The sequence below is a fragment of the Nocardia sp. NPDC050413 genome (genome assembly GCF_040655475.1).
Lineage (GTDB): Bacteria > Actinomycetota > Actinomycetes > Mycobacteriales > Mycobacteriaceae > Nocardia > Nocardia coubleae.
In genome coordinates this window covers 22,447-47,767 of sequence record NZ_JBFAJZ010000020.1, presented here as the reverse complement: position 1 = coordinate 47,767, position 25,321 = coordinate 22,447, and the positions used below count along the sequence as shown (strand labels likewise).

Below are 25,321 nucleotides of genomic sequence, written 5' to 3'. Positions count from 1 at the left end.
CTCTCCGTTGAAGACTCACGAAACACCCCAAAGGGGTGAATCAGAAATATCTAACTAGAGTCCGAAAAATCTAGCAAAGCGAACACCAGCAAAAAGTTGCTGTTGTTCAAAATGTCCAACCTCCCACGACCGGGGGGTACGCGAAGGCTGGAACCAATAAAATATTGGCACTGACATTCATCGACACACTATTGAGTTCTCAAAGAACACACGCACCAGCAGATCCTTGAATCTCTTCAGATCTTCCGCTGGGCAACTGTTCCAGCCTAACCTCGCTCCCAGGCGATGTCAATCGTTACCCTGGTCACTTGATCTTGGCCTGTCAGGCGCTCTCCGGCTCTTGTGTCCGTGTCGCTCTGACTTCCAATAAGTTACGCGCCGGATAACGCAACGTCAAATCGCCTGGACACCACCGGATCCCCGCAGGTCAGCGCCTCGATGGACGCCGCGGAACCGGCCTGAATCACACGAATGTGATTCAGGCCTCCGCCTACGGATCAGGCTATCCGACGCACACCCGCCATGTTCTTCTTTCCGCGACGCAGCACCAGCCACTGACCGTGCAGGTAGTCGGTGTCCGACGGGGTCCAGTCGATGTCGGATATGCGCTCGTTGTTCACCGAGGCACCGCCTTCGTTCACCGCGCGCCGTGCCGCTCCCCGGCTCTCGCACAGGCCCGACGCCACGAGCAGGTCGACGATGGTGTCGGGCTGTCCGGGCGCGACCTCGGCGACCTTGCCGTCGATCGCGGTCTCGCGCAGGGCCGCGCCGAGCGTCGACACGGGCAGTTCGCGCAGATCACCACGACCGAACAGGGCCTGGCTCGCCAGTTCCACCGCCCGGGTCTCGGCTTCGCCGTGCACCAGGGTCGTCATCTCGGCGGCCAGCCGCTTCTGGGCCTCGCGTGCGAAGGGCCGTTCGGCGGTGGCCTGTTCCAGCTCGTCGAGTTCTTCGCGGCTCAGGAAGGTGAACCAGCGCAGGTACCGGACCACATCGGCATCGGCGGTGTTCACGAAGTACTGGTACCAGGCGTAGGGGCTGGTGAGTTCCGGGTCGAGCCAGAGGCTGCCGCCGCCGGTGGACTTGCCGAACTTCTTGCCGTCGGCCGAGGTCACCAGGGGGACGGTGAGCGCGTGCACGTGCGCCCCGTCGACGCGCCGGTTGAGTTCGACGCCGGCGATGATGTTGCCCCACTGATCCGAGCCACCGACCTGCAGTGTGCAGCCGTGTTCACGGCGCAGCTGCAGGTAGTCGTTGGCCTGCAGCAGCATGTAGCTGAACTCGGTGTAGGAGATGCCTTCGCCTTCGAGACGCCGTTTGACGGTGTCACGGGCGAGCATGACGTTCACGGAGAAGTGCTTACCGATATCCCGTAGGAAGTCGACGGCCGTGAGCGGTCCGGTCCAGTCCATGTTGTTGACGATCACCGCGCCGGTCGGCGAATCGTCGAGGTCGACGAACCGCTCGAGCTGGCCACGAATGCGCTGAGCCCATTCGGCGACCGTGTCCGTCGAGTTCATGGTGCGCTCGCCCACGTCGCGAGGGTCGCCGATGAGGCCGGTCGCGCCGCCGGCGAGCACGATCGGGCGGTGACCCGCGCGCTGGAAACGCTTGAGCGCGAGCAGCGGGACGAGGTGGCCCGCGTGCAGGCTGGCAGCGGTGGGGTCGAAGCCGGCATACAGCGTCAACGGTTGCGCGGCCGCGGCTGCGCGCAACTCGTCGAGGTCGGTGGACTGCGCGATCAGGCCGCGCCAGGTCAGTTCGTCGAAGATGTCGCCGGTCACGAGGATCTATCTTTGCGCATCGCGTCGGCCGGGCGCACCCCGGTTATGTCCTCAGGTCCGGGCGCGGGTGATCCAGGCGGCCAGCTCGGCTTCGACCTCGTCGCGGTCGACTTCGTTGAGGACCTCGTGCCTGGCACCGGGGTAGACCCGGTAGGTGAGGTCGGTCAGGCCCGCGTCGCGGTAGCGCTGGACCAGCAGATCGCTCAGTCGCAGTCCCGCGTTGAGCGGGTCCTGGTCACCGACCATCACATAGACGGGCAGATCGGGACGAACGACCGGCTTCGCCAGCCGCTCGGTGGCGACGGTGGCCAGCTCGCCGAGGTTCGTCGGGTCGATGGCGAAGCCACACCATGGGTCGGCGATGTAGGCGTCGACCTGGGTTTCGTCGCGGCTGATCCAGTCGGCGTCGGTGCGGGTCGGCTGGAATCGGGCGTTGAAGAAGGCGGTCAGGTCACCGCCGGCCGCGGCGATCTCGGCGAACAGCCCGTCGACGGCGGTCGACCCGCAGAGCACAACGTCGTCGACGAGGTCGGCGTGATCGAGGATGTACTGCTGCACGGCGAAGGATCCGAGACTGTGCCCGAAGAGGGTCACCGGCAGGCCGGGATGACGTTCACGCAGGATCTCGGTGAGCGCCACCAGGTCGGCGACGAGCAGGTTCCAGCCGTCGGGGCCCAGCTCGCCCGGTACCTCGCCCATGCTGAGGCCGTGGCCTCGGTGGTCGTCGGCGTAGACGGCGAAGCCGAGAGCGGACAACCGCTCGGCGAGATGGCCGTAGCGCTCGGAGTGTTCGCCCATGCCGTGGGCGATCTGCACGATGCCCTGCGGTTCGGTGTCCGACGGCAGCCAGCTGCGCACATGGATCTCGGTGCCGTCGGTGCTGGAAAAACTGAACACGGGCGCTCCTGGGGTGCGATCTCGAACCGGTCCCTGATCGTCGCACCTGCGTGGCGCGCGCCACAGTGGCTTCGCAGACGAGATCCGCGCCGACACTTTGTCTCCCGCGACCGAACCCACCGTTCGGTCGCGGGACTGCCCCGAACACGCCGAGATCACCGGACTCGGTGTCCGGTGATCGTCAGCGTGTTCGGTTGTGGCTCATCGGGTGAGCGCGGTGATGGTGGCGCGGCGTTCGTAGGCGATCCAGGCGAAGATCGCGGCGAGCACCAGCGGGAAGATCGCCATTCCGGGCAGGTCGGCGATGAATGCCTGGGTGGCGGCGGCGAGCACGGTGAGCACGGAGAGGCCGACGGCAGCGAGACCGCTGAGTCGCGGCACCATCAGGCCGATACCGCCAGCCACCTCGACCACGCCGATGAAGATCAACAGGCCGAAGGGGATGGTGAAGTTCGCGGCGCCGTTCTCCATCAGAGTGTTCGGGATGACGAGCTTGGGGCCGCCCGAGGCGATGACGAAGAACAGGCCGAGCACGATCTGCAGGGTCCACAGGACGCGGTTGCGGATCTTGCCGGGGCGGTAGGTGGCGGCGGAGGTGGAGTTCGCGGAAAGCGTGGCGGTGGTCATCTTCTCGTCCTTCTGGTCGGTCGCGCTCGGTGGGTAGCGCGTTCAACTGATAGGACGGACCGTCGCCGCAGAACTCATCGCTGTCGGCGAAGAATTTCGAAATCCCTGCTAGATCGCGGGTTTGGTAGCACGCGGACTGCGCCGGTAGGTCGAGACGGCCGACGAGCCGGGCAACCAGAACCGCCACGGCACCTCGGCGGCCAGGCTCACCCCCACGCGCGGACCCGAGGCGATCTCGTCGAGCGGCACCGGGGGCTTCAGCTCGAGCCGCACCTGCGAGAACGGGTCGAACAGCTCGGTTCCGTAGTCGGACAGGCTGATTCCCAGCGCACTGCCCACATTGCCCGGTCCCCGCGCGAGGTCGGCATCGGTGCGAGCGGCGGGCCTGCGTTCACGGGCGATCTCGGCCCCCTCGACCACTTCCCCGGCCCGGACGAGCACCGCGCACGCGACACCGTCGAAGCCCGCGGTCACGTTGACGCACAGGTGAATTCCGTACGAGCGGTACACGTAGAGCCGCCCGGCGGGGCCGAACATCACCGCGTTGCGCGCGGTCGGTCCCGGCCACGAGTGCGCCGCCGGATCCGGCCACGGCCCGGTCGCATCGCTCCCGTAGGCCTCGACTTCCACGATGCGCATCGCCACCGGCCCCGACCTCAACACCGATCCGAGTACCCGGCACGCCGCGGCGGCCGGGTCGACAGCGAGTTCCTGAGCAGACACGACGCCCATTCTCACCCGCGACGATCCGCGCGGGCGCCACACCCCGTCAGCCGAGCAGGTCGCGCCCCTGGTTCAAGCCGGCCAGTTTGGTCGGGTTGACCTGGAAGCGCAGGTTCTGGATCCGGCCGTCGACCAGGTCGAAGGTGAAAGCGGCACCCGGCGCGCCCGCGAAGGTGATCAGCGCGCCGAGTTCACCGTTGATGTCGGTGGCGGCGAGTTCGGCGCCGGTCGACGACGGTTTGGCGAGCACGCCGAGGATCCAGCGCGCGACATGATCGGGACCGTGCAGTGGGCGGCGGGCGGCCGTGACGATGCCGCCGCCGTCGGACCAGCAGGTCACATCGGGAGCGAGCAGGTTCATCAAGGCGTTGAGATCGCCGCCGGAGCAGGCGGCCATGAACTGTTCGGTGACGCGGGCGCGAGCGGCCTTGTCGGCATCGAAGCGGGGGCGTCGTGATTGGACGTGGCTCTTCGCGCGGTGCGCGATCTGGCGGATGCCCGCCTCGGAGCGGTCGAGTGTTTCGGCGATCTCGGCGTGGGAGTAGCCGAACACCTCGCGCAGCAGGAAGACCGCTCGTTCCACCGGGGTCAGCGTTTCCAGTACGACGAGCATGGCGGTGGAGACGGTGTCGGCCAATGCGGTGTCCTCGGCGATATCGGGTGTGGTGAGCACCGGCTCGGGCAGCCACGGGCCGACGTACTTCTCGCGGACGGCGCGGGCGCTGGTGAGCCGGTTGAGTGCGAGATTGGTGACGGTGCGGACCAGGTAGGCGCGGGGGTTGGCCACCGCCGACCGGTCGGTCTGGTGCCACTTCAGCCAGGCGTCCTGCAGGACGTCCTCGGCGTCGGTGACGGTACCGAGCATGCGGTAGGCGGTGGCGAACAGCAGCCTGCGATGGTCGACGAACGGGTCGTGCTCCTGCATGTGCTCAACCATGACGGACGAGATCGCGGGTCGCCGCGCCGCCCTTGGACAGTTGCACGTCGACGGGCATCCGCTTGGTCACCTTGATCGCCGGTACGGGGGTGCTGCTGACCATTTCCTTGTAGGTACGGGCGGCCCAGCCGGTGAGGTAGAACCGGCCGGGTGTGTCGTCGGCGCGGGTGAACTGGATGACGGCGGCGCGGCGTCCGAGGCTGACGGGCTGGTGGAAGTAGCCGAAGCGGAAGGGGCGCACCGTCTTTCCGCACAGCTCGGCGGCGATCGCATCGGCGGCGTAGGTGGCCGAGGGCAGGCCGCTCTGGCAGGTGCCGTGGATCCGGCCCCACGGTTGACGGATCGCGGCCGCGTCACCGATGGCGCGAATCGTGGGGTGCGACAACGATTTCAGGGTGGGTCCGACGACGATCAGTCCGCGTTCGTCCGTCTCGATCCCGGACTCGACGGCCAGGGGCGATACGCGCACGCCGCTGGTCCACAGGGTCAGATCGGTGGCGATCCACCTGCCGTCGGCGAGGACGACGGAATCGGCGGTCACCTCGGTCACCCGCTGACCGATCTCCCGCACGATGCCGAGCCGGTCGAGCACCGTGTTCAGGTAGGCGCGGGCTTTGGTGCCCATCATGGCGCCGAGTTCGCCGGAGCCGACGAGGGTGACGCGCACGTCCGGGTGGCTTTCGGCGATCTCGGTGGCTGCCTCGATCCCGGTGAGGCCACCGCCGCACACGATGACGGTGCGGCAGGCGGCCACGCGGCGCGCGAAGTCGTGCGCGCGCCGGGGATCGTTCAGTGTCCAGGCGTGGTCGGCGACGCCGGGGACCACGGAGGTGTCGGTGCTGCTGCCGAGGGCGTAGATCATGTCGTCGTAGGTGATGTCGCCGAAGCCGTCGATGTACACGCGGCGGGCGTCCGGATCGATGGCGGTGGCGAACCCCTGGACGAAGCGGATTCCGGTGCCGTCGAGGATCGTCGGGATATCGTGGTGCGCCAGCTCCTGACCGGCCGCGATCTGGTGCATCCGGAGCCGTTCGGTGAACCGGGCCGATGGATTGACCAGGGTGATGTGCACGTTGGTCTTCCTGGTGCGGCGGGCCAGGCGTACGGCCGCGAGCAAGCCGGTGTAGCCGGCGCCGAGGACGACGATGCGGTGCGTGGTGGTGGTCATGTCCTGCTCCTTCTCGGTGAGGTTGTGCATGGGACAAAACAGGAGCGTCGAACGTGACAAGCCGTCGAAGTGACCCGCATCACACCGGCGGAAGGTCAGGGTCCGAATGGGTGACGCTCCTGATGTGACGACGGGTCGGGCAGACCTAGCGTCGTGGCATGCGAACTCTCCGCCGGCTCGTCCTCGGCATCTGCGCACTCGCGATCGCTTTCGTCACAGTGATCGCGAGCGTGGTGACGTGGACGTGGTCGTCTGCCGACGTATCGACTGTCGGCACAACAGAGTTCACGCGACCGCTGAGCATTCCGCCCCTGGCCGACAGCAGCATCGATGTGGACGGAACCAGGGTCTTCTCCCTCGATATGCGCACGGGGACAACCGAATTCGAGGCCGGTAAAGCCACCGAGACCTGGGGCTTCAACGGCAGCTATCTCGGGCCGACCTTGCGCGCGAACCGGGGCGAGAAGGTCCGGGTGCGGGTGCGCAACGAGTTGCCCGAGGCGTCGACCGTGCACTGGCACGGAATGCACCTGCCCGCCGAGATGGACGGTGGACCGCATCAGATGGTCGAACCGGGCGACATCTGGACGCCGGAATGGACAGTGGCACAACCCGCTTCGACACTCTGGTACCACCCACACCCGCACGGTGAAACCGAAGACCACGTGCGGCGCGGACTCGCGGGCATGTTCCTCGTCGACGACGGACCCGCACCCGCCCTGCCGAGCACCTACGGCGTCGACGACCTGCCGGTGATCGTGCAGGACGTGCGGCTGCGCGACAACCGGCTCGACGGCGCGCACAAGATCTTCCGCAATTCCGGTTTCCTCGGTGATCGGACGATGGTCAACGGCACCCTCGACCCGTATCGCGAGGTGGGCGACGAGCTCGTCCGGTTGCGACTGCTCAACGCCTCGACCGCGCGGGTCTACACCTTCGCCTTCGACGACACCCGCCCGTTCGCGCTGGTCGGCACCGACGGTGGGCTACTCGAACGGCCGGTGACTCTCGATCGGGTGCGGCTCTCGCCTGGCGAACGCGCCGAGATCGTGGTTCGGATGCGGCCGGGTGAGCGCACCGTGTTGCGCAGTGGTCGGCTGGATGTGGGCATGGACTTCTGGGGAAACCGATTCTCCGGTGGTGACGACAGTTTCGACGTGCTCGAGTTGCGGGCGGCCGAGACCCTCAGGCCCTCGAAGAGCCTACCGGAATACCTTGCCGCGCAATCCCTTCCGAACCCCGAAGACTCGGTGACCGAACGGCGGTTCGAGCTGGCCGGTATGGCGATCAACGGGAACGCGATGGCCATGGACCGGATCGACACCGTCGTCACCCGGGGCGCCACCGAGACGTGGGTGGTGGCCAATGTCGACGGTCAGCCCCACAACTTCCACGTTCACGATGTGCAATTCCGGATCACCGAGTACAGCGGCGGCCCGCCACCGCCCGAACTGACCGGCGCCAAGGACACCGTGTTCCTGCCGCCGAACACGACGGCGCGGCTGGTGCTGCGTTTCGACGGACCCGCCGATCCGGACACGCCGTACATGTACCACTGCCACCTGCTGTGGCACGAGGACCAGGGAATGATGGGCCAGTTCGTGGTCGTCGAGCCCGGTCAGGCCGCCGCGACACTCCCGGGTCACGAGCACTGACCCTTGCCGTGCCGCCGGTGCGGAGTTAAATTCATCAGGTAGTGAATTCAACACTTGATGAATTGAGGCGACCATGTCGCGCACCGCATCATCACCCGCCGTGGAAGTGGTAGGACTGACCGTCCGCCGTGGGAAACGCACCGTGCTCCACGGACTGGATCTCCAGATCGAGCCGGGAACCATCACCGGGCTGCTAGGGCCGTCCGGATGCGGCAAGACCACCCTGATGCGCAGCATCGTCGGCACCCAGCTGGTGGATTCGGGCACGGTCACCGTCCTTGGCGAAGCCGCGGGTAGCAGCGGGTTGCGACGCCGGGTCGGGTACGTCACCCAGGCGCCGAGCATCTACGCCGATATCAGCGTCCGCGACAATGTCGCGTACTACGCGGCGCTCTACGGGCGCGACCGCGACGACACCGAATCCGCCCTCGCCGCAGTCGGTTTGACCGATCACGCCGACCAGCTGGGCGACCAGCTCTCCGGCGGGCAGAAGACCCGCGCCTCGCTGGCGTGCGCGCTGGTCGGCAGGCCCGAGCTGCTGGTTCTCGACGAACCGACCGTCGGTCTCGATCCGGTGCTACGGGTGGAACTGTGGCAACGATTCCGCGAATTGGCCTCGGCGGGAACGACCCTGCTCGTCTCGAGTCATGTGATGGACGAGGCCGAACACTGCGACCGGCTGCTGCTGATGCGCGACGGCGAGCTCGTCGCCCAGCTCAGCCCCGCCGAACTCCGGGAACGCACCGGCGAACAGAATCTCGAAACGGCGTTCCTCACCCTGATCACGGAGGGAACGCGGGCATGAGCGCTCCTTACACCGCGACCACCGGCCGGATCCTGCGGCAGCTGCGCAACGATCACCGCACCGTCGCCATGATTCTCGTCGTCCCCGCCCTGCTGATGACGCTGCTGTACTTCATCTATCAGGACACACCACAGGCGCCACACGCTCCGCTGACCTTGTTCGACCGGGTGGGCATCACCATGCTCGGCATCCTGCCGTTCATCGTGATGTTCCTGATCACCGCCATCGCCATGCAGCGCGAACGTACCTCGGGCACCCTGGAACGGCTGCTCACCACTCCCCTGCGCAAACTGGATCTGCTCGCCGGATACGGCACCGCGTTCTCGCTCGCAGCCGCCGCGCAAGCCGCCGTGGCCTGTGTTGTGGCGTTCTGGCTGCTCGATCTCGAGGCGGCCGGTAGTCCGGGGTGGGTGATGGTGATCGCCGTGGTCGACGCCGTGTGCGGGGTGGCGCTCGGCCTGCTCGCCAGCGCTTTCGCCCGCACCGAATTCCAGGCGGTGCAGTTCATGCCGGTGATCGTCGCGCCGCAGATCTTCCTGTGCGGCTTGCTCGTTCCGCGCGATCGGCTGCCCGGCTGGCTCGAGGCGATCAGCGATGTGCTGCCGTTGAGTTACGCGGTCGACGCGCTCCAAGAGGTGTCGACCAATGCCGAACCCACCGCGACGATGTGGCGCGATATCGCCGTCGTTGCCGGGTTCGCGGTTGTGGCACTGTGTCTTGGCGCGGCGACGCTGCGCAGACGCACGCCGTAGCGGAGCACGGCGCGGAGCGGGTCCGCACGTCGGTCGGTGGAGGAGTCCTGGGATGAGCGCGAAGAGATCGCCTGGCACACGGTCGGGGCGACGGCCGGGCAATGTCGACACCCGGGCGGCGATCCTCGACGCCGCCCGCGCGCGCTTCGCGGAGGCCGGGTTCGACAAGACCTCGATCCGCGCGGTCGCCGCCGCCGCGCAGGTCGACCCCGCCCTCGTGCACCACTACTTCGGCACCAAGCAGCAGCTGTTCGCGGCCGTCGTCGAATTCCCGGTCGACCCGGAAGCCACTCTCGCCGTTGTGGATTCGGTGCCGCTGGACGATCTCGGTGCGGCGATCGTGCGCGCGGTGGTCGGGATATGGGACTCACCCGCCGGGCCGGGCATCGTCGCCATGGTGCGCAGCATGCTCACCGGCGATGCCGACATGACCCGCACATTCCTGCTGAAGGTGGTGCTGGAACGGGTGCGGGCCCGCATCGCGCGACCGGACGACGACGGTCACGCTCGGGTGTCACTTGCGGCGGCTCAGATGATGGGTGTCTTGATCGCGCGCAAAGTGATCTGTGTGGAGCCGCTTGCCTCGATGCCGCTCGACGCGGTCGTCGAGGCGGTCGGGCCGAGTATGCAGCGGTACCTGACGGGCGCGATCGATGCCGCTCAGCCTTACTGAACCGGCTCAGGATTCGGCGAGGAAGAATTCGTGTTCGGCGTCGGTGACGTCGCGGGCCTCGTCGATCAGCAGCACCGGGATGCCGTTGTCGACCGGGTAGGCGCGACGCAGGCGGGGGTTGTAGAGCACGCTGGCACCGGCTTCGGTGCGCACCAGCTGCAGCGGGCCCTTGTCCTGGGGGCAGGCCAGCAGGCCGAGCAGGGTTGCGTCGATGGTGGATTCGTGCGCCATGTGCCTAACCTACCGCGCCCGCCGGAACGAGATGTAGCGGTGTCCGAAGAAGCTGAGCACCGCCACCAGACCCATCGACGCCACCGACACGGGTTCGGCGGGTAGCCCGAACACATTCACCCCGAGTTCCACGAGCACCATGTTCAGCACCAGAGCACCCGCGTTCACGCCGCAGAAGGCGACGAAATCGCGCAGGATCCTGCCGCTGACCCGGAACACCAGCGTGCGGTGCAGAACGAAGGCCACCACGGTGCTCACCGCGTATGTCGCGACCATCGACAGGCTGGGACGGTCGTCGCCGAGTACCTGCAACCAGCACACGACGAGCACCATGCCGAGCAGCGTGTTGAACCCGCCGACGATCGCGAACGCCAGTTCCTGACGCTTGACGATCCGCAGCAGCGGGCCCGGCGTGGCGAGCACGCCGTCGGCGGGGGCCGCCTCGGTGGTCATCGCAGCGCGTCCGCGAGTTCGGCGTCGCCGTCGGGGATGGATTCGGCGGCGGGCGCTTCCTGTTCGGGCTTGCGGCCGCGCACGTACAGCCACTGGAAGAACGCGAGCCCGAGCAGGCCGAGGCCGATCGCGGCGCCGCCGATCTTCCAGCCCGGCGGACGCCAGGTCAGTTCGAGTTCGGCGTCCGTGGTTCCGGCGGGGATGTCGACGGCGACGAAGCTCTTGGCGACCACCTTGAACGGGATGTCCTTGCCGTCGAGGCTCACCCGGTAGCCCGGCCAGCCGAGCCGCGCGAACACCACGCGGCCGCCGTTCTCGGAACTCACCCGCACCTTGCTGGTGGTGTCGCTCTCGGAGGTGGAGACAGCGGTCGCGTTCTCGACGGCCGAGATGCGGCCGTTGCGGGTGGAGATCAGCCCGTCCTCGCGTTCGAGCACCGCGATGTACTTCTCGTGGCCGGGGTAGTCGACCCACTTCCAGCCCGTCGGGGCCGGTTGGGTGGCGGCGTCCGGGTAGAGGGCGCGGTGCAGGACCACCCGGTCGACGTTCATCAGGTCGACCACGGTCTTGCCGGTCGACGGTTCGACGGCGAACGCGCGCCGGTAGGCGTCGGGGCAGACGCTGGTGTCCCAGCGCATGCAGAGCATGTCGCCGAACCAGTAGTGCCCGTTCGGGGTGTAGCCGCTGACGTAGGTGCGTTCGATGTCCTTGGCGTAGTTGCCGAACACCAGCGAACCGTAGGCGCCGTCGAGGGTGCGCTCCCCCGGCGGGATCAGGGCACGGTCACCGAGTTGCAAGGTGGTGCCCGCGAATTCGGGGAACGCGGCACGGGCGGCAGCCCGGTCGCTCGGCAGGTTCCAGCTCATGGGTGTCGGCTGGGCGCGTTCGACCTGGATGTAGGCGATGGGGAACACCGCGATGATCGCGAGGGCGACCGCGGCGGTTGTGCTCTTCTGCACCGCCAGCCACACCACGGCCGCGCCGAGCGCCGCGATCGCGAGCGCGGCGATCACGTGGGCGATCCAGTTGTGCGGGTCGGCCGAGAACGACCGCACCCACAGCAGTCCGATCAGCACGGCCGCCGCGATGCCTCGCGCCCGCCAGTCCTTGAAGGTCGCGAACCGGCCGAGCAGCACACAGACCAGCAGCAGCAGACCGAGCGCGACCATCGGCAGCACCCGAGCGGGCCAGCGCAGCGGGCCGATGGTGCCGGGACCCGCGGTCCACATCAGTGCGGCGATCGCGAACACGGCGATGCCGGTGAGTTCACGCCACGCACCGCGCGCCCGGTTCCAGTCCACGAATGCCAGTGCCGGGACGAGGAACCAGGCGATGTAGACCACCGGCATCGGCTGCACGTAACCCCACCACGAGGTGAACGCGGGCAGCGTGGAGGGCAGACTCGCGTTCAGCGATTCCGACCACGGGACGGTGAGGAACTGGTCGTTGTTGATCTGGGCGGTGCCGCGCCAGGTGACCTTCGCCGACAGCATGCTCGGCAGGTAGGTGGCCAGCCCGGCCAGGGCGGCGAGGCCGGAGACGAACAGCAGCCGCAGCGTCGGTCGCCAGGTCCGCTGGTAGACGAGTTCGCCGACGGCGACCGCGCCGATCATCAGCCCGGCCTCGACCGCCGGGAAGATGTACTGCACCGAGATCGCCAGGTACAGATACACGAAAACGGGGATCGGGCCGCCGTTTCCGCGCGCGTAGCGCACACCGGACGCCCACGCGTGCACCATCCACGCGGTGCCGGTGAACGCCGTCATCCAGCTGGCCTCGTCGAAGAACAGCAGCCAGCCCGTGAACGGGATCGACACACCGGCCAGCGCCGCCCACTGCACGCGCGAGCCGTAGACCAAGCAGATCCGGTAGACACCGAGCCCAAGGATGATCGCGAAGATCAGCTTCACCACGGTCGCGTAGAGCACGAGGTTGTCCACCGAGGGCGCGATCAGATCGATCAGCAGCTGCGGCGGATTCAGCAGGCCCGCTTCCTCGATGGCGTAATTGCCCGCCATCCAGTGCTCGGGAACCATCACCGGCAGGTCGCCGTCGCGCAGCCGGTTGCCGAGCATCACCCACAGCGGCACGTACTGCGATTCGGTGTCGTCGGTGTAGAAGTGCCGGACGTTGGCGAGTAGCACCGCGCCATAGCCCGCGATCACGCCGAGGGCGGTGATCAAGCCCCAGATGTAGACGGAACGTCGGGACGGGTTTCTACTTTCCACCACGAGCACCAGACCCTACAGGCATCCCCGCGTGACAGCGCCTCGCACAGCCCGATCCGGCGCCGCCGACCCGTCACCGTGCGGTGTTAGAGTGCCCACACCCCTCGCCTGCCAAGACACCGAAAGTCGACCCATGCCGCTTCCCACCGCACATTCGTCCCGGTCCGGCGCTGTGCCACGCGCGGGCGCCGTCGAGCGCAACGGTTCGCATCCGGTGCATTCGGTGTCGGTGGTCGTCCCCGTCTACCGGGGTGAGGACACGATCGCCGCGCTGGTCGCCGAGCTGGACGGGCTCACCGGGCCGAGCACGACCCCGTCGGGTGCGCGGTTCGCGGTGGAGGAGATCATCCTCGTCCACGACAACGGGCCGGATCGCTCCGATGTGGTGCTGCAGGAACTGGAAGGCTCCTACCCGCAGGTGCGCGCGGTGTGGTTGAGCCGCAACTTCGGTCAGGACGCGGCGACCATCGCGGGCATGGCGGCCGCGCGCGGCGACTGGATCGTCACGATGGACGAGGACGGCCAGCACGACCCGGCCTTCATCGCCGACTTCCTCGACGCGGCACTGGCCTCGCGCGCGGATCTCGTCTACTCCAAGCCGTCCAACACCCGCCCGCACGGCTTCCTGCGCAACCTCACCTCGCGCGGCGCGAAGATCGTGCTGGCCACGGTGTTCGCCTTCCCCGATTCCACGCGGTTCGAGAGCTTCCGGCTGATCCGTGGCGATATCGGCCGTCAGCTCGCCGAGGTCGCCGCCAACGGCGTGTACCTGGATGTGGCGCTCACCTGGGTGGTCGGCAATACGGTCTCGGTGCCGGTGGTGTTGCGGGCCGAGGGCCGCGACGAGTCCGGCTACAACTACCGTCGACTCTTCTCGCTGTTCTGGAAGATGGTGTTGTGCAGCGGAACTCGTGGCCTGCGGCTGGTCAGCATGCTCGGTGTGAGCCTGGCGCTCGCCGGTGTCGCGATGGCCGCGTTCATCGTGGTGCAGGCGCTCACCCAGGACAATCACGACCCCGAGGGCTGGGCGTCGATCATCGTCGTACTGCTGCTGTGCTCGGGCGCCACCCTGTTCTCGCTCGGCCTGATCGCGGAGTATCTCGGTGTGGCCCTGCACATCCTGGTCGGTAAGCCGCTGTACCTGACCGTGCAGACCCCGACACCGCGCCCGGATACGATGCACGCGCCGGTCTCCAACCATCGAGTCGACGTCGCGGTGCCGGCAGCCGTGACGGACAAGGACCTCCGCGAGTGAACGACCGCATCATCTTCAGCAGGCCGTTCCGTGCCGCCGCCGAGCGCGCCAACCTGTCGGCCGTCCTGGATTCCGATCACAGCCACGGCGACGGCCAGTTCACCAGGTCGGCAACGGCCAAGATCAAGGCCATCACCGGCGCCGAACACGCGCTGCTCACCACCTCCTGCACGCACGCGCTCGAACTCGGTGCGCTGCTGCTCGAACTCGGCCCCGACGACGAAGTGATCGTGCCGAGTTTCGCGTTCACCTCGGCCGCCACCGCGATGGCGCTGCGCGGGTCGACCTGTGTGTTCGTCGACATCGACGACGCGACCGGCAATATCGACCCCGCCGCGGCCGCCGAGGCGATCACCGACCGAACCAAGGCGATCGTGGTGATGCACTACGGCGGTGTCGCCGCCGACATGGAACCGCTGCTGGCACTGGCCGCGCAGCACGGTGTGGCGATCATCGAAGACAACGCGCACGGCCTCGGCGGAACCTGGCGCGGCAGGCAACTCGGCACCATCGGCACGGTGGGCACCCAGAGTTTCCACGACACCAAGAACGTGCACTGCGGTGAGGGCGGCGCGCTGCTGCTGTCGGACGAGATCCTGATGGGTCGCGCCGAGATCATGCGCGAGAAAGGCACCGACCGGGCCCGTTTCCTGCGCGGGCAGGTCGACAAGTACTCCTGGCAGGACATCGGTTCCAGCTACCTGCCCAGCGAACTCAACGCCGCGGTCCTCGACGCACAGCTGGCCGAGTTCGACACCATCCAGGCGGCCCGCCACCGGGTGTGGGACACCTACGCGGCCGTGCTGCCCGACTGGGCCGCCGCCAACGACGTGCGCCCGATGACGGTGCCCGCCGACCGTGGCCACACCGCGCACCTGTTCTACCTGCGGATGCCGACCGAGGACAGCCGCGACGGGATCATCGCGCACCTCGCCGAGCGCGGGATCGTCGCCCCGTTCCACTACATTCCGCTCGATTCGAGCCCGGCGGGGCTCAAGTACGGGCGCACCCCGGTGCCGTGCACGCGGTCGGCGGAGTTCTCGGCCACCATCGTGCGGTTGCCGTTGTGGCCGATGCTCAGCGAGGCGCAGCTCGGTCGCGTCGTCGATGCGGTCACGGAGTACCGCGTCTAGGTTTCGGATACGACGAAGGCCGCCCGGTTTCGCCGGGCGGCCTTCGTCGTCGATGTGTCAGCTGCCGCCGAACAGTGCCGCCGCGCCCGCGTCGGTGAGCACCTCGTAGGTGTCGGTCTCCCGGTTGTAGATCCAGGTACCCGGCCCGGCCTTCGGGTATCCGGCCGCCTGGACCGCCGACGCCGACGGCCGGAAGCTCGCGCTGCGCGGGATCTCCTCGACCACGTAGACCAGGTCGGGCCGCTGACTGCGGTCGAGCGCACGCATCGCCTCGGTGACATCGCCCGCTTCGATCCGGAACCCGTCGCGCACGCTCAGCGCGGCCGCGGCAAGGGTTCCCGACGGGGTCGGCAGAGCGAAGGCCACCTCGAGGTCGACCGGGGTGATGTCGTTGAGCACGTCGACGATCGGCTGGGTGAACACCGGACCACGGGCGGTGCGGATCACCGTGTCGCGGCGGTCGACGAGCCAGTAGTCGCCGTCGCCGTCGCGGCGGAACAGATTTTCCGTCGGCCACCAGGCGTCGCCCGCGCGGAACACCCCGCGCAGTCCGCCGTCGGAGATGTCGCCGCCGTCGACGGCCTTGCCGAGCAGCAGGCCGGGCTCGTTGTCGGCGCAGCGCCGGGCGAAACCGTCGTCGCCGACGAGGATCTGCTCGCTGACCGGGTCGTAGGCCACCAGTTCCACCGTGGCGGTGCCGGGAACCGGCCTGCCCTTGGCGCCGATCTTGGCGCCGGTGACATTGGCGAGCACCACGTCACCGTCGATGGAGGCGTAGAACTCGAGTACCCGCGCAGGCGCGAATTGCTCGGTGGTCCTTCGCCACAGCCCCTTGGGCATACCGGAGCCGATGAACAACCGGATCGGATGGTTGTACCCGGCCGGGAAGACCTGCGCGTCGAGCAGATCGCGCAGCATGGTCCAGGTGTAGGTGACGACGGTGACGCCGTAGCGGTGCACCTCCTCGGCGAACCGGCCCGGGTCCATGTCCACCGGCCTGGCCAGCGCGATCCGGCTGCCGCCTGCGATCGCGCCACCGAGACTCACCAGCAGGCCGGACGAATGATGCAGTGGCGCAAGGCAGTACACGGTGTCGCGGCGGTCGAGGTCCGCGGCGCTGGCGGTGCCGAAGGCGGACAGGGCCCAGCGGTGGTTGGTGATGTACTTCGCCTCGAGCCGATCACCGGTGCCGAGGACGAGCACGAAGGCCAGTTCGCGGGCCAAGCCGGGGTTGGGCCGGTACCACGCGGGCACGCGAACCGTGTCGGGGTCGATCTGTTCGAGGTCGATCACCCGGTCGCTCGTCGGCACGGCCAGCTTGCGCGTGTCCCCGCCGCCGAGCACCAGGACCCGGGCATTGGTCGCCGCGGCGGCGCGCAGGTTCTCCGGGTCGGTGACGAGCGTCTTCACGCCGGTGAGTTCGATGGCCCGATCGAGTTCGGCGCCGGGGGCGAGCAGCACGGCGACGGCACCGAGGCGCGAGAGGGCGGCCACCGAGGCCAGCGCGCTCGGGCGGGTCTCCATCACGATGCCCACCCGCATGGCGGGCCGGATACCGACCGAGATCAGGCCGCGCACCACATTGTCGACCCGCTGCTCGACGGCCGCATTGGTGTGTACGCGGTCGTCGAACAGGACCAGGTCCTTCTGCGGCGCGCGCCTGGCGTGTTCGCTGAGCAGTTTGCCGAGGGAGATGCGGGTGTGCGGCTGGATCATGCCCAGGCGGGTCAGGCGCGGCAGTGCGCGGGCCGCCTCGCCCGCCATCTCGATGGAACCGCGAATCGTGCTGCCCGCGACGCCTTCCAGCGCCTTGCCGACCCCGGCGCCCGCCTCGGCGAGGCTGGCGGCGGTGTGCACCATGCGGGTGGCCGCCGTGCGCGGTGCGTTGCCCGGCACGTGCTCCTGCATCGGGACGATGGTCTCGGGCAGCGGGCCGTGACCGTCCATCCAGGCGATCCAGTCGCGCACCATCGGCCAGGTGTGGTTGGTGGCGGTCGAACCGGCGACCAGACCGAAATGACCCGCGACGAGGCTGGCCTCGTACACCTCGGCGTGCGGCGCGGCGCGCACGATGCCGCGCACGGCGGCGGGCTGGCCGATGTCGTCTACCTCGCCGACGAAGGCGAGGATGGGGCACTTCAGCTCGGCGAGCGAGACGGGGTGATCGCGAATCACGAAGCCGCCGAGCATCATCCGGTTGTGCGCGACGAACTGCTTGAGCAGGTCGGCGACGGCGGGTCCCGCGTATCCGACCCAGCCGTCGCTGTTGAGGAAGCGGCGCTGACGCTCCTTGGGCAGCAGCGCCTCACGGTCGTGCAGCTGCAGCAGGAAGTCGATGCGCGACTTCGCGGTCTTCACCGGGTCGAGCATCTGGAAGCCGAAGCGCACCATCGATTCGGTGATCGGCAGCCGGTGCATCACGTGGTCGGCCAGGAAGTCGGCCACCTCGGACACCAGGCCGTAGGGCAGCCCGAACGGCATGCCCGCCACGATGTCGACGGGGCTGCCGAAGGTGACGATGGAGGCGACGCCCTTGCCGTAGCGGTAGGCGGTGGTCTGGTAGGCGAACATGCCGCCCTGGGAGTAGCCCATCAGGTGCACCTGCGCACCGGTGGCCTCGCACACGGTGTCGATGGCGGAGTTCACGGCAAGCACATGATCGGCCAGGTCCCGTTCCCAGCCGCCTTCCTCGGTGGCGGGGGAACCGAAATCGATGACCCAGCAGTCGATTCCGCCCGCGTTCAGAATCCCTACGGCACCGCCCGCCGCGTTCACGTCCCAGATGTCGGCGTTCACCATGAGCGGCGGAACCAGCAGCGCCACCGGACGACCGGGTGTCGTGTCGTCGGCGAAGTAGTGCCGCAGGCGGTACATGCGCCTGCGTTCGACGACCTCGAAGGGCGAGGACTCGACGTCATGCGCCAGTCCGCCGAAGCGGATCACCTCCAGCCCGTTCTGCGCGGTAGCCAGCAATCGCTGCACCGACCCGACCACACCTTTTGGACTGATATTCACCGTTCCCACCTGACCCTACCGACTGTGATGCACCTCACACATCCCGATGTGCTCATATGAGCTAACCACACCGGACCTCCATTATGTGTCGGCTGTGACAGGCCGCATGTTGCGGCGTTTCATGTCACACCACGCCGGTCGGCGGGCCCTTCGCCACCGGCGCGGCCGCGGTCCGAAACGAGCGTGTCACGGAGCCGGAAGTCCAGGCGTTCGGACGACCGTTCACGGACACCGCCGTGTCCGCAATCGCCTATCGCACAAGGGATCTCCCGGTCAGGACCCGATTTTTCGCGAACGTGCGCGAGTAGGGCTTCGGGCACCTAACATCGTTGTCGTCCGGAACGCTCTGCCGCACATCACTTTTCGTGCAACACGTTTCACACGCCGGGGTCACCCGCGCAGGACCATTCGCATTCGCTTCACCAACGTCCCAACCTGTCGTCGTTCGGCGACAGGTCGATCGGCCGTACCCGAATCCACTCGAGGTGAGGATGCTATGACCATCGAAATGCCGCTGCCCACAGACAATTCCGTACGCAAGAGCCTGTCCACCACCGCAGCACAGAAGCTCACCCACACCACCAAATCCGAGCCGCAGATGCAGGGCATCAGCTCGCGCTGGCTCTCGCGCGCACTGCCATGGGTGCAGGTGGCGGGCGGTATCTACCGGGTCAACCGACGGCTCACCCATACCGTCGGCAACGGGGAGGTCGAATTCGTCGTCGACGGCGCCCGGGCCAGGGTGATCCCGCAGGAATTGCGCGAACTGCCGCCGCTGCGCGACATCGACGACGACGACCTGTTGCGTCCCCTCGCGGACAGTTTCGTGCAATACGATCTCGACCCCGGAACCGTGCTCGCGGAATTCGGGAATCCGATGGATCAGGTCATTCTCGTCGTCCATGGGAAATTGGCCAGGATCGGTTCGGGTGAATACGGGGAGGCCACCAAACTCGGTCTCCTGTACGGCGGTGACTATTACGGCGAGGAGATGCTCACCGACCCGTCGGCGATCTGGCCGGACACCGTGAAAACGGTCACCAAGACCACCGTCCTCTGCCTGCCGAGGCAGGAATTCGAGCAGTTCCTCGAGTCGACCCCCGGCCTGGCCCGGATCCGGGCGGATACGTCGACCGCGTCGAGCCGGAACCAGAATTCCAAGGGCGAGGCCGATATCGAGATCGCCTCGGGCCACTCCGGGGAACCGTTGCTCGAGGGCACCTTCGTCGACTACGACGCCAGTCCGCGCGAGTACGAGCTGAGCCTGGCCCAGAGCGTGCTGCGGATCCACACCAGGGTCGCCGACCTGTTCAACGACCCGATGAACCAGGTCGACCAGCAGCTGCGACTCACCGTCGAGGCGCTCTACGAGCGTCGCGAACACGATCTGGTGAACAATCCCGACTTCGGCCTGCTGCACAATTGCGATCTCAAACAGCGCATCACCACCGAATCCGGCGCACCGTCCCCCGACGACATGGACGAATTGCTCAGCATGCGCCGCGGAACGAAATTCTTTCTCGCCCACCCGAAGGCGATCGCGGCGTTCGGTCGTGAATGTTCGCGCCGCGGCCTGTACCCCGACCCGGTGGAATTCCAGGGTCACCGGGTGCCCGGCTGGCGCGGTGTGCCGATTCTGCCGTGCGGCAAGATCCCGATCAGCGAAACCCAGACCACCTCGATCATGGCGATGCGTATCGGCGAGAAGGACCAGGGCGTGGTCGGCCTGCACCAGACCGGCATTCCCGACGAGTACGAGCCGAGCCTGAACGTGCGGTTCAAGCAGATCGACGACCAGTCGATCATGTCGTACCTGGTGAGCTGCTACTACTCGGCGGCGGTGCTGGTGCCCGACGCACTCGGTGTGCTCGACGACGTCCTCGTCGCGCGCCGGGCCGACTGAACGGTCGGGTTATGTCCCTGCTCAGCAGAGCCGCCGCTCCCCCGGCGGCCGGCGACCTCGCCGCGACGGTCGTCGCCCTGTTACACGGCGCGACCGCCCCGGCCGACGTGTTCGCGGGTGCGGCGCCGGTCGCCCGGCCCTTCGCGCTCCATTCGAATCCCGGCGCGGCGCTCATCGGCCGCGTCCCCCGGCTCGCGGCACCCACCTCGGCGGCGCGGAACGGCACGTCCGATGCGGTGAGCCCGCCCACCGCGCACCGGCTGCGCGGTCCGACCGGGCTCGGCACGTCGGGCCTGCAGGTGTCGCTCCTCGCGCACCGCACCACCGAGCAGCCCGAAAGTGGTGGCAGACAAGACATCCCGGCGCTCTACTGTCCCCCACCGGAACGTGACGACCCCGCCCTGGCCGAAGCCGTCAATGTCGGCCTGCTCGCCTGGGCCGCCGAGATCGGCCTGTACGAAGGTCGCCTCGACGAACTCGGCAAGGCCGATTTCGGCAGGCTCATCATGCTGGCCCACCCCGACTGCGACGACCCCGATCTGCTACTCGCCGCGGCGCGCTGCGCCGTCGCCGAATGGTCGGTCGACGACTACTACTGCGAGGAGGACGCCCCTGGCGACACCGCACCCGACGGCACCCCGTCCAGCGCCGCCGCCGAACTCGGGCCACGGCTCGAACTCGCCGCCGCCGCCATGGACCCGGCGCACCTGCCCATGCGCTACGCGCCACGGCTCGAACAGGCCATGCAGGCCGACCCGATCCTCCGCGCGTTCCGCACCTCGTTCGCGCACCTGGCGGGGTACGCGAGCGACGCCCAGCTGGCCAGGCTCCGGACCGAGATCGCGGGCTGGTTCATCGCCCTCGGTGCCGAGGCGGGCTGGCGGGCGGCGGGGCGGATGCCACCGGTGTGGGAGTACCTGACCAACCGGCAACCGCACAGTTTCCTGCCGTGTATGGCGCCGATCGACGCGGTCGGCCGCTACGAACTCGGCGCACCCGAGTACACCGACCCGGCCGTCCGGCGGGTCGTCACCACCGCGGCACTGGCCGCACAGATGGTCAACGATCTGTATTCGATGGCGCGCGAAGACCTTTCGGGCGGGCGGGAGTTCAACCTGCCGACCGTCCTCGCCGCCGAGGAGGGGTGCAGCCGGGCCGATGCCGTGCTGCGCACCGCCGAGATCCACGACGAACTCATGCACCGCTTCGAACGCGAGGCCGCACCCCTGGCCGCCGCGGGTTCACCGCAATTGCGCCGATTCCTGACGGGCCTGTGGGCCTGGATGGGCGGCAACCGCGCCTGGCACGCCGACAGCCGCCGGTACCACGACACCGCACCACGAGAGGACGACCGATGACCATCGCGAACGCCCACACCGACAGCTCCGTCCTGCGCACCACCTACCAGCGTTCGGTCGCTGCCTACTGGAACAACAATCCCAACGACGACCGGGTCAACACGAAGCTCGGCGAGGTGGACGGCCTCTACCACCACCACTACGGCATCGGTGAACCCGACTGGTCGGTGATCGAGGGCCCCGAGGACACCCGGCAGGAGCGCATCGTGCGCGAACTGCACCGCCTCGAGACCGCCCAGGCCGACCTCCTGCTCGACAACCTCGGCGCCATCACCCCCGCTGACCGCCTCCTCGACGGCGGGTCGGGCCGCGGCGGAACCAGCTTCATGGCCGCCGAACGCTTCGGCTGTTCGGTCGACGGCGTGAGCATCTCCGAGTACCAGGTCGGGTTCGCCAACGACCAGGCCGTCGAACGCGGTGTCTCCGACCGGGTGCGTTTCCACTTCCGCAATATGCTCGACACCGGTTTCGACGACGAGTCGGTCCGGGCCGTGTGGACCAATGAGACGACCATGTACGTCGATCTGTTCCCGCTGTTCGCGGAGTTCTCCCGCGTGCTGGAACCGGGCGGGCGCTATGTGTGCATCACCGGCTGCTCCAACGATGTCATCGGCGGCCGGTCCGCATCGGTGAGCTGGATCGATGCCCACTACGGCTGCATGATCCATCCCCGCAGCGAGTACTTCCGTGCGCTGTCGGAAAACGGCCTGGTGCCGACCACGGTCATCGACCTGACACCGGACACGATTCCGTACTGGGATCTGCGGACGCACTCGGAGCTCGCGACCGGGGTGGAACAGCCCTTCCTCACGGCGTACCGGGAGGGGAGCTTCCAGTATCTGCTGATCGTGGCGGACAAGGTCGCCTGCTGAACCTCTGACCGATCTGCCTCGGAGTGCCCGGTAGTCGCCATCGACCACCGGGCACACCCGTCCCCTCCTTGCCATCTTTTCCCGACCAGGCGAGCTGCACTCCTAACGCAACTCCGGATAGATGCGTATATCTACATTTGACTATGCCGCTGACTTCCTTGGCTAACTCACAGGCTCGCCACAGTCGCAAGCCAGGCCACGGGAGCACTCTCGACAGGGAACGTTTCCGCAGATGGTGAGTGAGGTAGCGATGGTCGAGCTCGAGGTCGACAACGACACGGTGACGGTCCATGTACTCGGTGGGCATCGGCTGCTCGCGCTGCGCCAGCAGGTCGTGATCGACCGTGCCGCCATCACCGAGATCACCACTGCCGAGGTGGATCTTCGCCCGCCGTGGGTCCGCGCGCCCGGCACCTTCATCCCCGGCGTGATCGCCGCGGGCGTCTACCGGGGCAAGGGCCGGAAAGAGTTCTGGGACACCACCTTCGGTGGAAACGCGGTCCGCATCGACCTGAACGGACCCGACTTCACCCGCCTGGTCGTCGACGTCGACAACCTCGAGGCGGTGCTCGACGCCCTGACCGGCGAGCTGGCCGACGCCTGACCTATTCCGACCCGAACGATTCCAGCAGCCCGGTATAGGGCTTCGCCGGCGGTGTCGCGAACTCTCCTCTCCCCGACTTGCGCAGTCCGAGGGTGAGCAGAGATTGCACGGTCGACGTAGCCGCCGCGACACCGTCGATCACCGGAACCCCGATCTCCGCACGGATGTGCGCGCACAGATCCGCCATTCCGGCACAGCCAAGCACGACGGCGTCGGAACCGTCGGCCAGCACCGCCGCCCGGCACGCTTCGGTGACGACCTTGCGCGCGTCCGGGTCGGTGTCCAGCGCGAGCACGGGCAGTTCGCACGCGTGCACGCCGTAGCAGAAGCGTCGCAGCCCATAGTGTTCCGCCAGATCCATCGCGCGGCCTGTGGTGCGCTGGAGGGTGGTCACGACGCTGAAGCCCCGGCCCAGGTGGCTCGCTGTTCGCATCGCCGCCTCCGCGATACCGATCACCGGTCCGGTCGCGAGCTCGCGCGCGGCGTCCAGGCCCGGATCACCGAAGCAGGCGATGACGTAGCCGTCGATACCGTCGGCCTCGCCTTCCCGGATGGCGGCCAGCAGTCCGGGAACGCTCATCGCCTCGTCGTAGTGGCTTTCGATCGAGACCGGTCCGGTCGCGGAGGTGACCGCGTCGAGCACGGTGCCCGCGCCGACGACGGCCCGGGCGCACTGCTCGATCGTGTCGGTCATCGCCCGGGTGGTGTTCGGATTGACGACCCGGATTCGCATCAGGCGAGAACCTCCGGTCGGGTCCTGCGCTTGGCGGCGGTGAGCAGGTAGTAGGTGGCGAAACCGAGGCCGCAGCCGATAAACCAGCTGTACTGAGCCGCGGTATGCATGCCGGGCAAACCATTGGCCAGCACCGGGAACACCGCGACGCCTGCGCCGACCGCCGTGGCGACGATCGCGGCGGGGTGGTAGCCCTTGCGGTAGTAGTAGCTGCCTTGCTCCGACATGGTGAAGAGGTCGTCGACGATCACCTTCTGCTTGCGCACCAGGTAGTAGTCGCAGATCAGCACGCCGAACAGCGGTCCGATGAAGGCGCCGAGCACCTCGAGCGTGTAGTGGATCACCTCGGGATTGTTGTAGAGATTCCACGGCGTGATCAGGATCGAACCGACCGCGGCGATCATGCCGCCCGCGCGCCAGCTGATCCGTTGCGGGCTCACATTGGAGAAGTCGAACGCGGGCGAGATGAAGTTGGCGACGATATTGATCCCGATGGTGGCGATGGTGAAGGTGAGCGCGCCGAGCACGATCGCGAACGTGGTGTCGATGCGGGCGACGGTCGCGACCGGATCGGTGATGAGCTCGCCGTAGACGGGCACCGTCAGCGAGGCGGTGATCACGACGAGCAGGGAGAACAGCAGGAAGTTCACCGGCAGGCCGAGCAGGTTGCCGGTCTTCACGGCCGGGAAGCTCTTGCCGTAGCGGGAGAAGTCGCCGAAGTTGAGCATCGGACCCGAGAAGTAGGACACCACGAGCGCGATCGCGCCGAGCATCACCGGCACCGATGCCCAGCCGGTGTAGGTCACCTCGCCCAGGTTCAGGTCGATGGCGCTCCACCCGGCGCGCGCGATCAGGTAACCGCAGAGCACGAACATCACGACATACACGGCGGGACCGCAGAAGTCGATGAACTTGCGGATGGATTCCATGCCGCGCCAGAACACGCACGCCTGCACCACCCACAGCAGCAGATAGCTGCCCCAGCCCAGCGCCGACAAACCGAGGAAACCGTAGTCGGCGGTGACAGCGTACGGCGCCAGACCCGGAAAGAGTTTCACCAGAACGACATCCAGTGCGGCCGAGGCAAGGAAGGTTTGAATTCCGTACCAGGCCACCGCGATCAGTCCGCGAATGATCGCCGGGATATTGGCACCGAGCACACCGAACGCACTCCGGCAGATCACCGGGTACGGAACACCGGTCACCTGGCTCGGTTTGGCGACCAGATTGCAGAAGAAGTAGACGATGACGATGCCGATCAGCAGGGCGACGAGAACCTGCCAACTCGCCAGACCGAGCGCGAAAAGGCTTCCCGCGGTGACATATCCGCCGACGCTGTGCACGTCCGACATCCAGAACGCGAAGATGTTGTAGGTGCCCCATGTCTGCTTGCGCAGCGGTGCGAGGTCCTCGTTGGTCAATCGTGGATCGTAGGCGGGCGGAGCGGTGGCGGGCGCACCGGTGGCGACGGTGATGGTATCGGTCATGGTCGTTCCCATCCGAAGGGTTCAGCTG

22 protein-coding genes are annotated in these 25,321 nt (G+C 67.6%); 10 read left to right on the top strand and 12 right to left on the bottom strand.

Features of this window, described 5'->3' with window-relative positions; genetic code table 11:
- Positions 1–497: 497 nt before the first annotated feature.
- From tyrS to AB0I19_RS28145, 6 genes are all read right to left on the bottom strand, one after another.
- Positions 498–1,784: a tyrosine--tRNA ligase gene (tyrS, locus tag AB0I19_RS28170; RefSeq protein WP_357152876.1), complete on the bottom strand. Its 1,287-nt coding sequence runs from the start codon at positions 1,782–1,784 to the stop codon at positions 498–500.
- Positions 1,785–1,835: 51 nt separating this feature from the next.
- On the bottom strand, positions 1,836–2,681 hold the full coding sequence (locus AB0I19_RS28165) for an alpha/beta hydrolase (protein WP_357152874.1): 846 nt from the start codon (positions 2,679–2,681) through the stop codon (positions 1,836–1,838).
- A gap of 201 nt (positions 2,682–2,882) precedes the next feature.
- Complete coding sequence (locus AB0I19_RS28160; protein ID WP_067644376.1) at positions 2,883–3,308, bottom strand: DoxX family protein; 426 nt, start codon at positions 3,306–3,308, stop codon at positions 2,883–2,885.
- A gap of 108 nt (positions 3,309–3,416) precedes the next feature.
- Entirely contained in the window at positions 3,417–4,040 is a 624-nt protein-coding gene (locus tag AB0I19_RS28155; protein WP_357152870.1) for a DNA-3-methyladenine glycosylase, read from the bottom strand.
- 37 nt (positions 4,041–4,077) lie between these two features.
- Positions 4,078–4,956 (bottom strand): RNA polymerase sigma-70 factor, encoded by an 879-nt coding sequence (locus AB0I19_RS28150; protein WP_357152868.1) that lies wholly within the window; start codon positions 4,954–4,956, stop codon positions 4,078–4,080.
- 4 nt (positions 4,957–4,960) lie between these two features.
- A complete protein-coding gene (locus AB0I19_RS28145) occupies positions 4,961–6,136 on the bottom strand; it encodes an FAD-dependent oxidoreductase (protein ID WP_357152865.1) in 1,176 nt (391 codons plus the stop codon).
- 158 nt (positions 6,137–6,294) lie between these two features.
- On the opposite strand from AB0I19_RS28145, the gene AB0I19_RS28140 reads away from it, so the two are divergent.
- The 4 genes from AB0I19_RS28140 (at position 6,295) to AB0I19_RS28125 (ending at position 10,021) form a co-directional block, all read left to right on the top strand.
- Positions 6,295–7,791, top strand: coding sequence for a multicopper oxidase domain-containing protein (locus tag AB0I19_RS28140; RefSeq protein ID WP_357152863.1), 1,497 nt, complete (start codon positions 6,295–6,297; stop codon positions 7,789–7,791).
- A gap of 73 nt (positions 7,792–7,864) precedes the next feature.
- Positions 7,865–8,596, top strand: coding sequence for an ABC transporter ATP-binding protein (locus AB0I19_RS28135; RefSeq protein ID WP_357152861.1), 732 nt, complete (start codon positions 7,865–7,867; stop codon positions 8,594–8,596).
- The gene (locus AB0I19_RS28130) at positions 8,593–9,348 is read left to right on the top strand and encodes an ABC transporter permease (RefSeq protein ID WP_357152859.1); all 756 of its coding nucleotides are present in this window, start codon (positions 8,593–8,595) and stop codon (positions 9,346–9,348) included. The genes AB0I19_RS28135 and AB0I19_RS28130 overlap by 4 nt, the downstream gene beginning before the upstream one ends.
- Positions 9,349–9,400: 52 nt before the next feature.
- On the top strand, positions 9,401–10,021 hold the full coding sequence (locus tag AB0I19_RS28125; protein WP_357152856.1) for a TetR family transcriptional regulator: 621 nt from the start codon (positions 9,401–9,403) through the stop codon (positions 10,019–10,021).
- Between the two features lie 6 nt (positions 10,022–10,027).
- On the opposite strand, the gene AB0I19_RS28120 is transcribed toward AB0I19_RS28125, so the two are convergent.
- Genes AB0I19_RS28120 through AB0I19_RS28110 form a run of 3 tightly spaced genes read right to left on the bottom strand, consistent with a single transcriptional unit; the run spans position 10,028 to position 12,933 of the window.
- The gene (locus AB0I19_RS28120) at positions 10,028–10,252 is read right to left on the bottom strand and encodes a Trm112 family protein (RefSeq protein ID WP_067499129.1); all 225 of its coding nucleotides are present in this window, start codon (positions 10,250–10,252) and stop codon (positions 10,028–10,030) included.
- Between the two features lie 9 nt (positions 10,253–10,261).
- Entirely contained in the window at positions 10,262–10,705 is a 444-nt protein-coding gene (locus tag AB0I19_RS28115; protein WP_357152853.1) for a GtrA family protein, read from the bottom strand.
- A complete protein-coding gene (locus AB0I19_RS28110) occupies positions 10,702–12,933 on the bottom strand; it encodes a hypothetical protein (protein ID WP_357152880.1) in 2,232 nt (743 codons plus the stop codon). Before AB0I19_RS28110 ends, AB0I19_RS28115 begins: the two co-directional genes overlap by 4 nt.
- Positions 12,934–13,147: 214 nt before the next feature.
- Here AB0I19_RS28110 and AB0I19_RS28105 point away from each other — a divergent pair, with 214 nt between their 5' ends.
- Complete coding sequence (locus AB0I19_RS28105) at positions 13,148–14,188, top strand: glycosyltransferase (RefSeq protein ID WP_243750153.1); 1,041 nt, start codon at positions 13,148–13,150, stop codon at positions 14,186–14,188.
- Positions 14,185–15,321 carry a dTDP-4-amino-4,6-dideoxygalactose transaminase gene (rffA, locus tag AB0I19_RS28100; protein WP_357152850.1) on the top strand — a complete coding sequence of 379 codons (1,137 nt, stop codon included), beginning with the start codon at positions 14,185–14,187 and terminating at the stop codon, positions 15,319–15,321. The genes AB0I19_RS28105 and rffA overlap by 4 nt, the downstream gene beginning before the upstream one ends.
- Positions 15,322–15,378: 57 nt before the next feature.
- Here rffA and AB0I19_RS28095 read toward each other — a convergent pair whose 3' ends face one another.
- Positions 15,379–18,336, bottom strand: coding sequence for an AMP-binding protein (locus tag AB0I19_RS28095; protein ID WP_357152847.1), 2,958 nt, complete (start codon positions 18,334–18,336; stop codon positions 15,379–15,381).
- 496 nt (positions 18,337–18,832) lie between these two features.
- Between AB0I19_RS28095 and AB0I19_RS28090 the strand changes: the two genes are divergently transcribed.
- From AB0I19_RS28090 to AB0I19_RS28075, 4 genes are all read left to right on the top strand, one after another.
- On the top strand, positions 18,833–20,239 hold the full coding sequence (locus tag AB0I19_RS28090) for a family 2B encapsulin nanocompartment shell protein (RefSeq protein ID WP_357152844.1): 1,407 nt from the start codon (positions 18,833–18,835) through the stop codon (positions 20,237–20,239).
- 11 nt (positions 20,240–20,250) lie between these two features.
- Complete coding sequence (locus AB0I19_RS28085; protein ID WP_357152842.1) at positions 20,251–21,597, top strand: family 2 encapsulin nanocompartment cargo protein terpene cyclase; 1,347 nt, start codon at positions 20,251–20,253, stop codon at positions 21,595–21,597.
- Entirely contained in the window at positions 21,594–22,469 is an 876-nt protein-coding gene (locus tag AB0I19_RS28080) for a geranyl diphosphate 2-C-methyltransferase (protein WP_357152839.1), read from the top strand. The genes AB0I19_RS28085 and AB0I19_RS28080 overlap by 4 nt, the downstream gene beginning before the upstream one ends.
- Positions 22,470–22,701: 232 nt before the next feature.
- Positions 22,702–23,073: a hypothetical protein gene (locus AB0I19_RS28075; RefSeq protein ID WP_357152836.1), complete on the top strand. Its 372-nt coding sequence runs from the start codon at positions 22,702–22,704 to the stop codon at positions 23,071–23,073.
- A gap of 1 nt (position 23,074) precedes the next feature.
- Here AB0I19_RS28075 and AB0I19_RS28070 read toward each other — a convergent pair whose 3' ends face one another.
- Together AB0I19_RS28070 and AB0I19_RS28065 are read right to left on the bottom strand one after the other, a co-directional pair.
- The gene (locus tag AB0I19_RS28070) at positions 23,075–23,806 is read right to left on the bottom strand and encodes an aspartate/glutamate racemase family protein (protein ID WP_357152833.1); all 732 of its coding nucleotides are present in this window, start codon (positions 23,804–23,806) and stop codon (positions 23,075–23,077) included.
- The gene (locus AB0I19_RS28065; RefSeq protein ID WP_357152831.1) at positions 23,806–25,293 is read right to left on the bottom strand and encodes an NCS1 family nucleobase:cation symporter-1; all 1,488 of its coding nucleotides are present in this window, start codon (positions 25,291–25,293) and stop codon (positions 23,806–23,808) included. Before AB0I19_RS28065 ends, AB0I19_RS28070 begins: the two co-directional genes overlap by 1 nt.
- Positions 25,294–25,321: the final 28 nt, after the last annotated feature.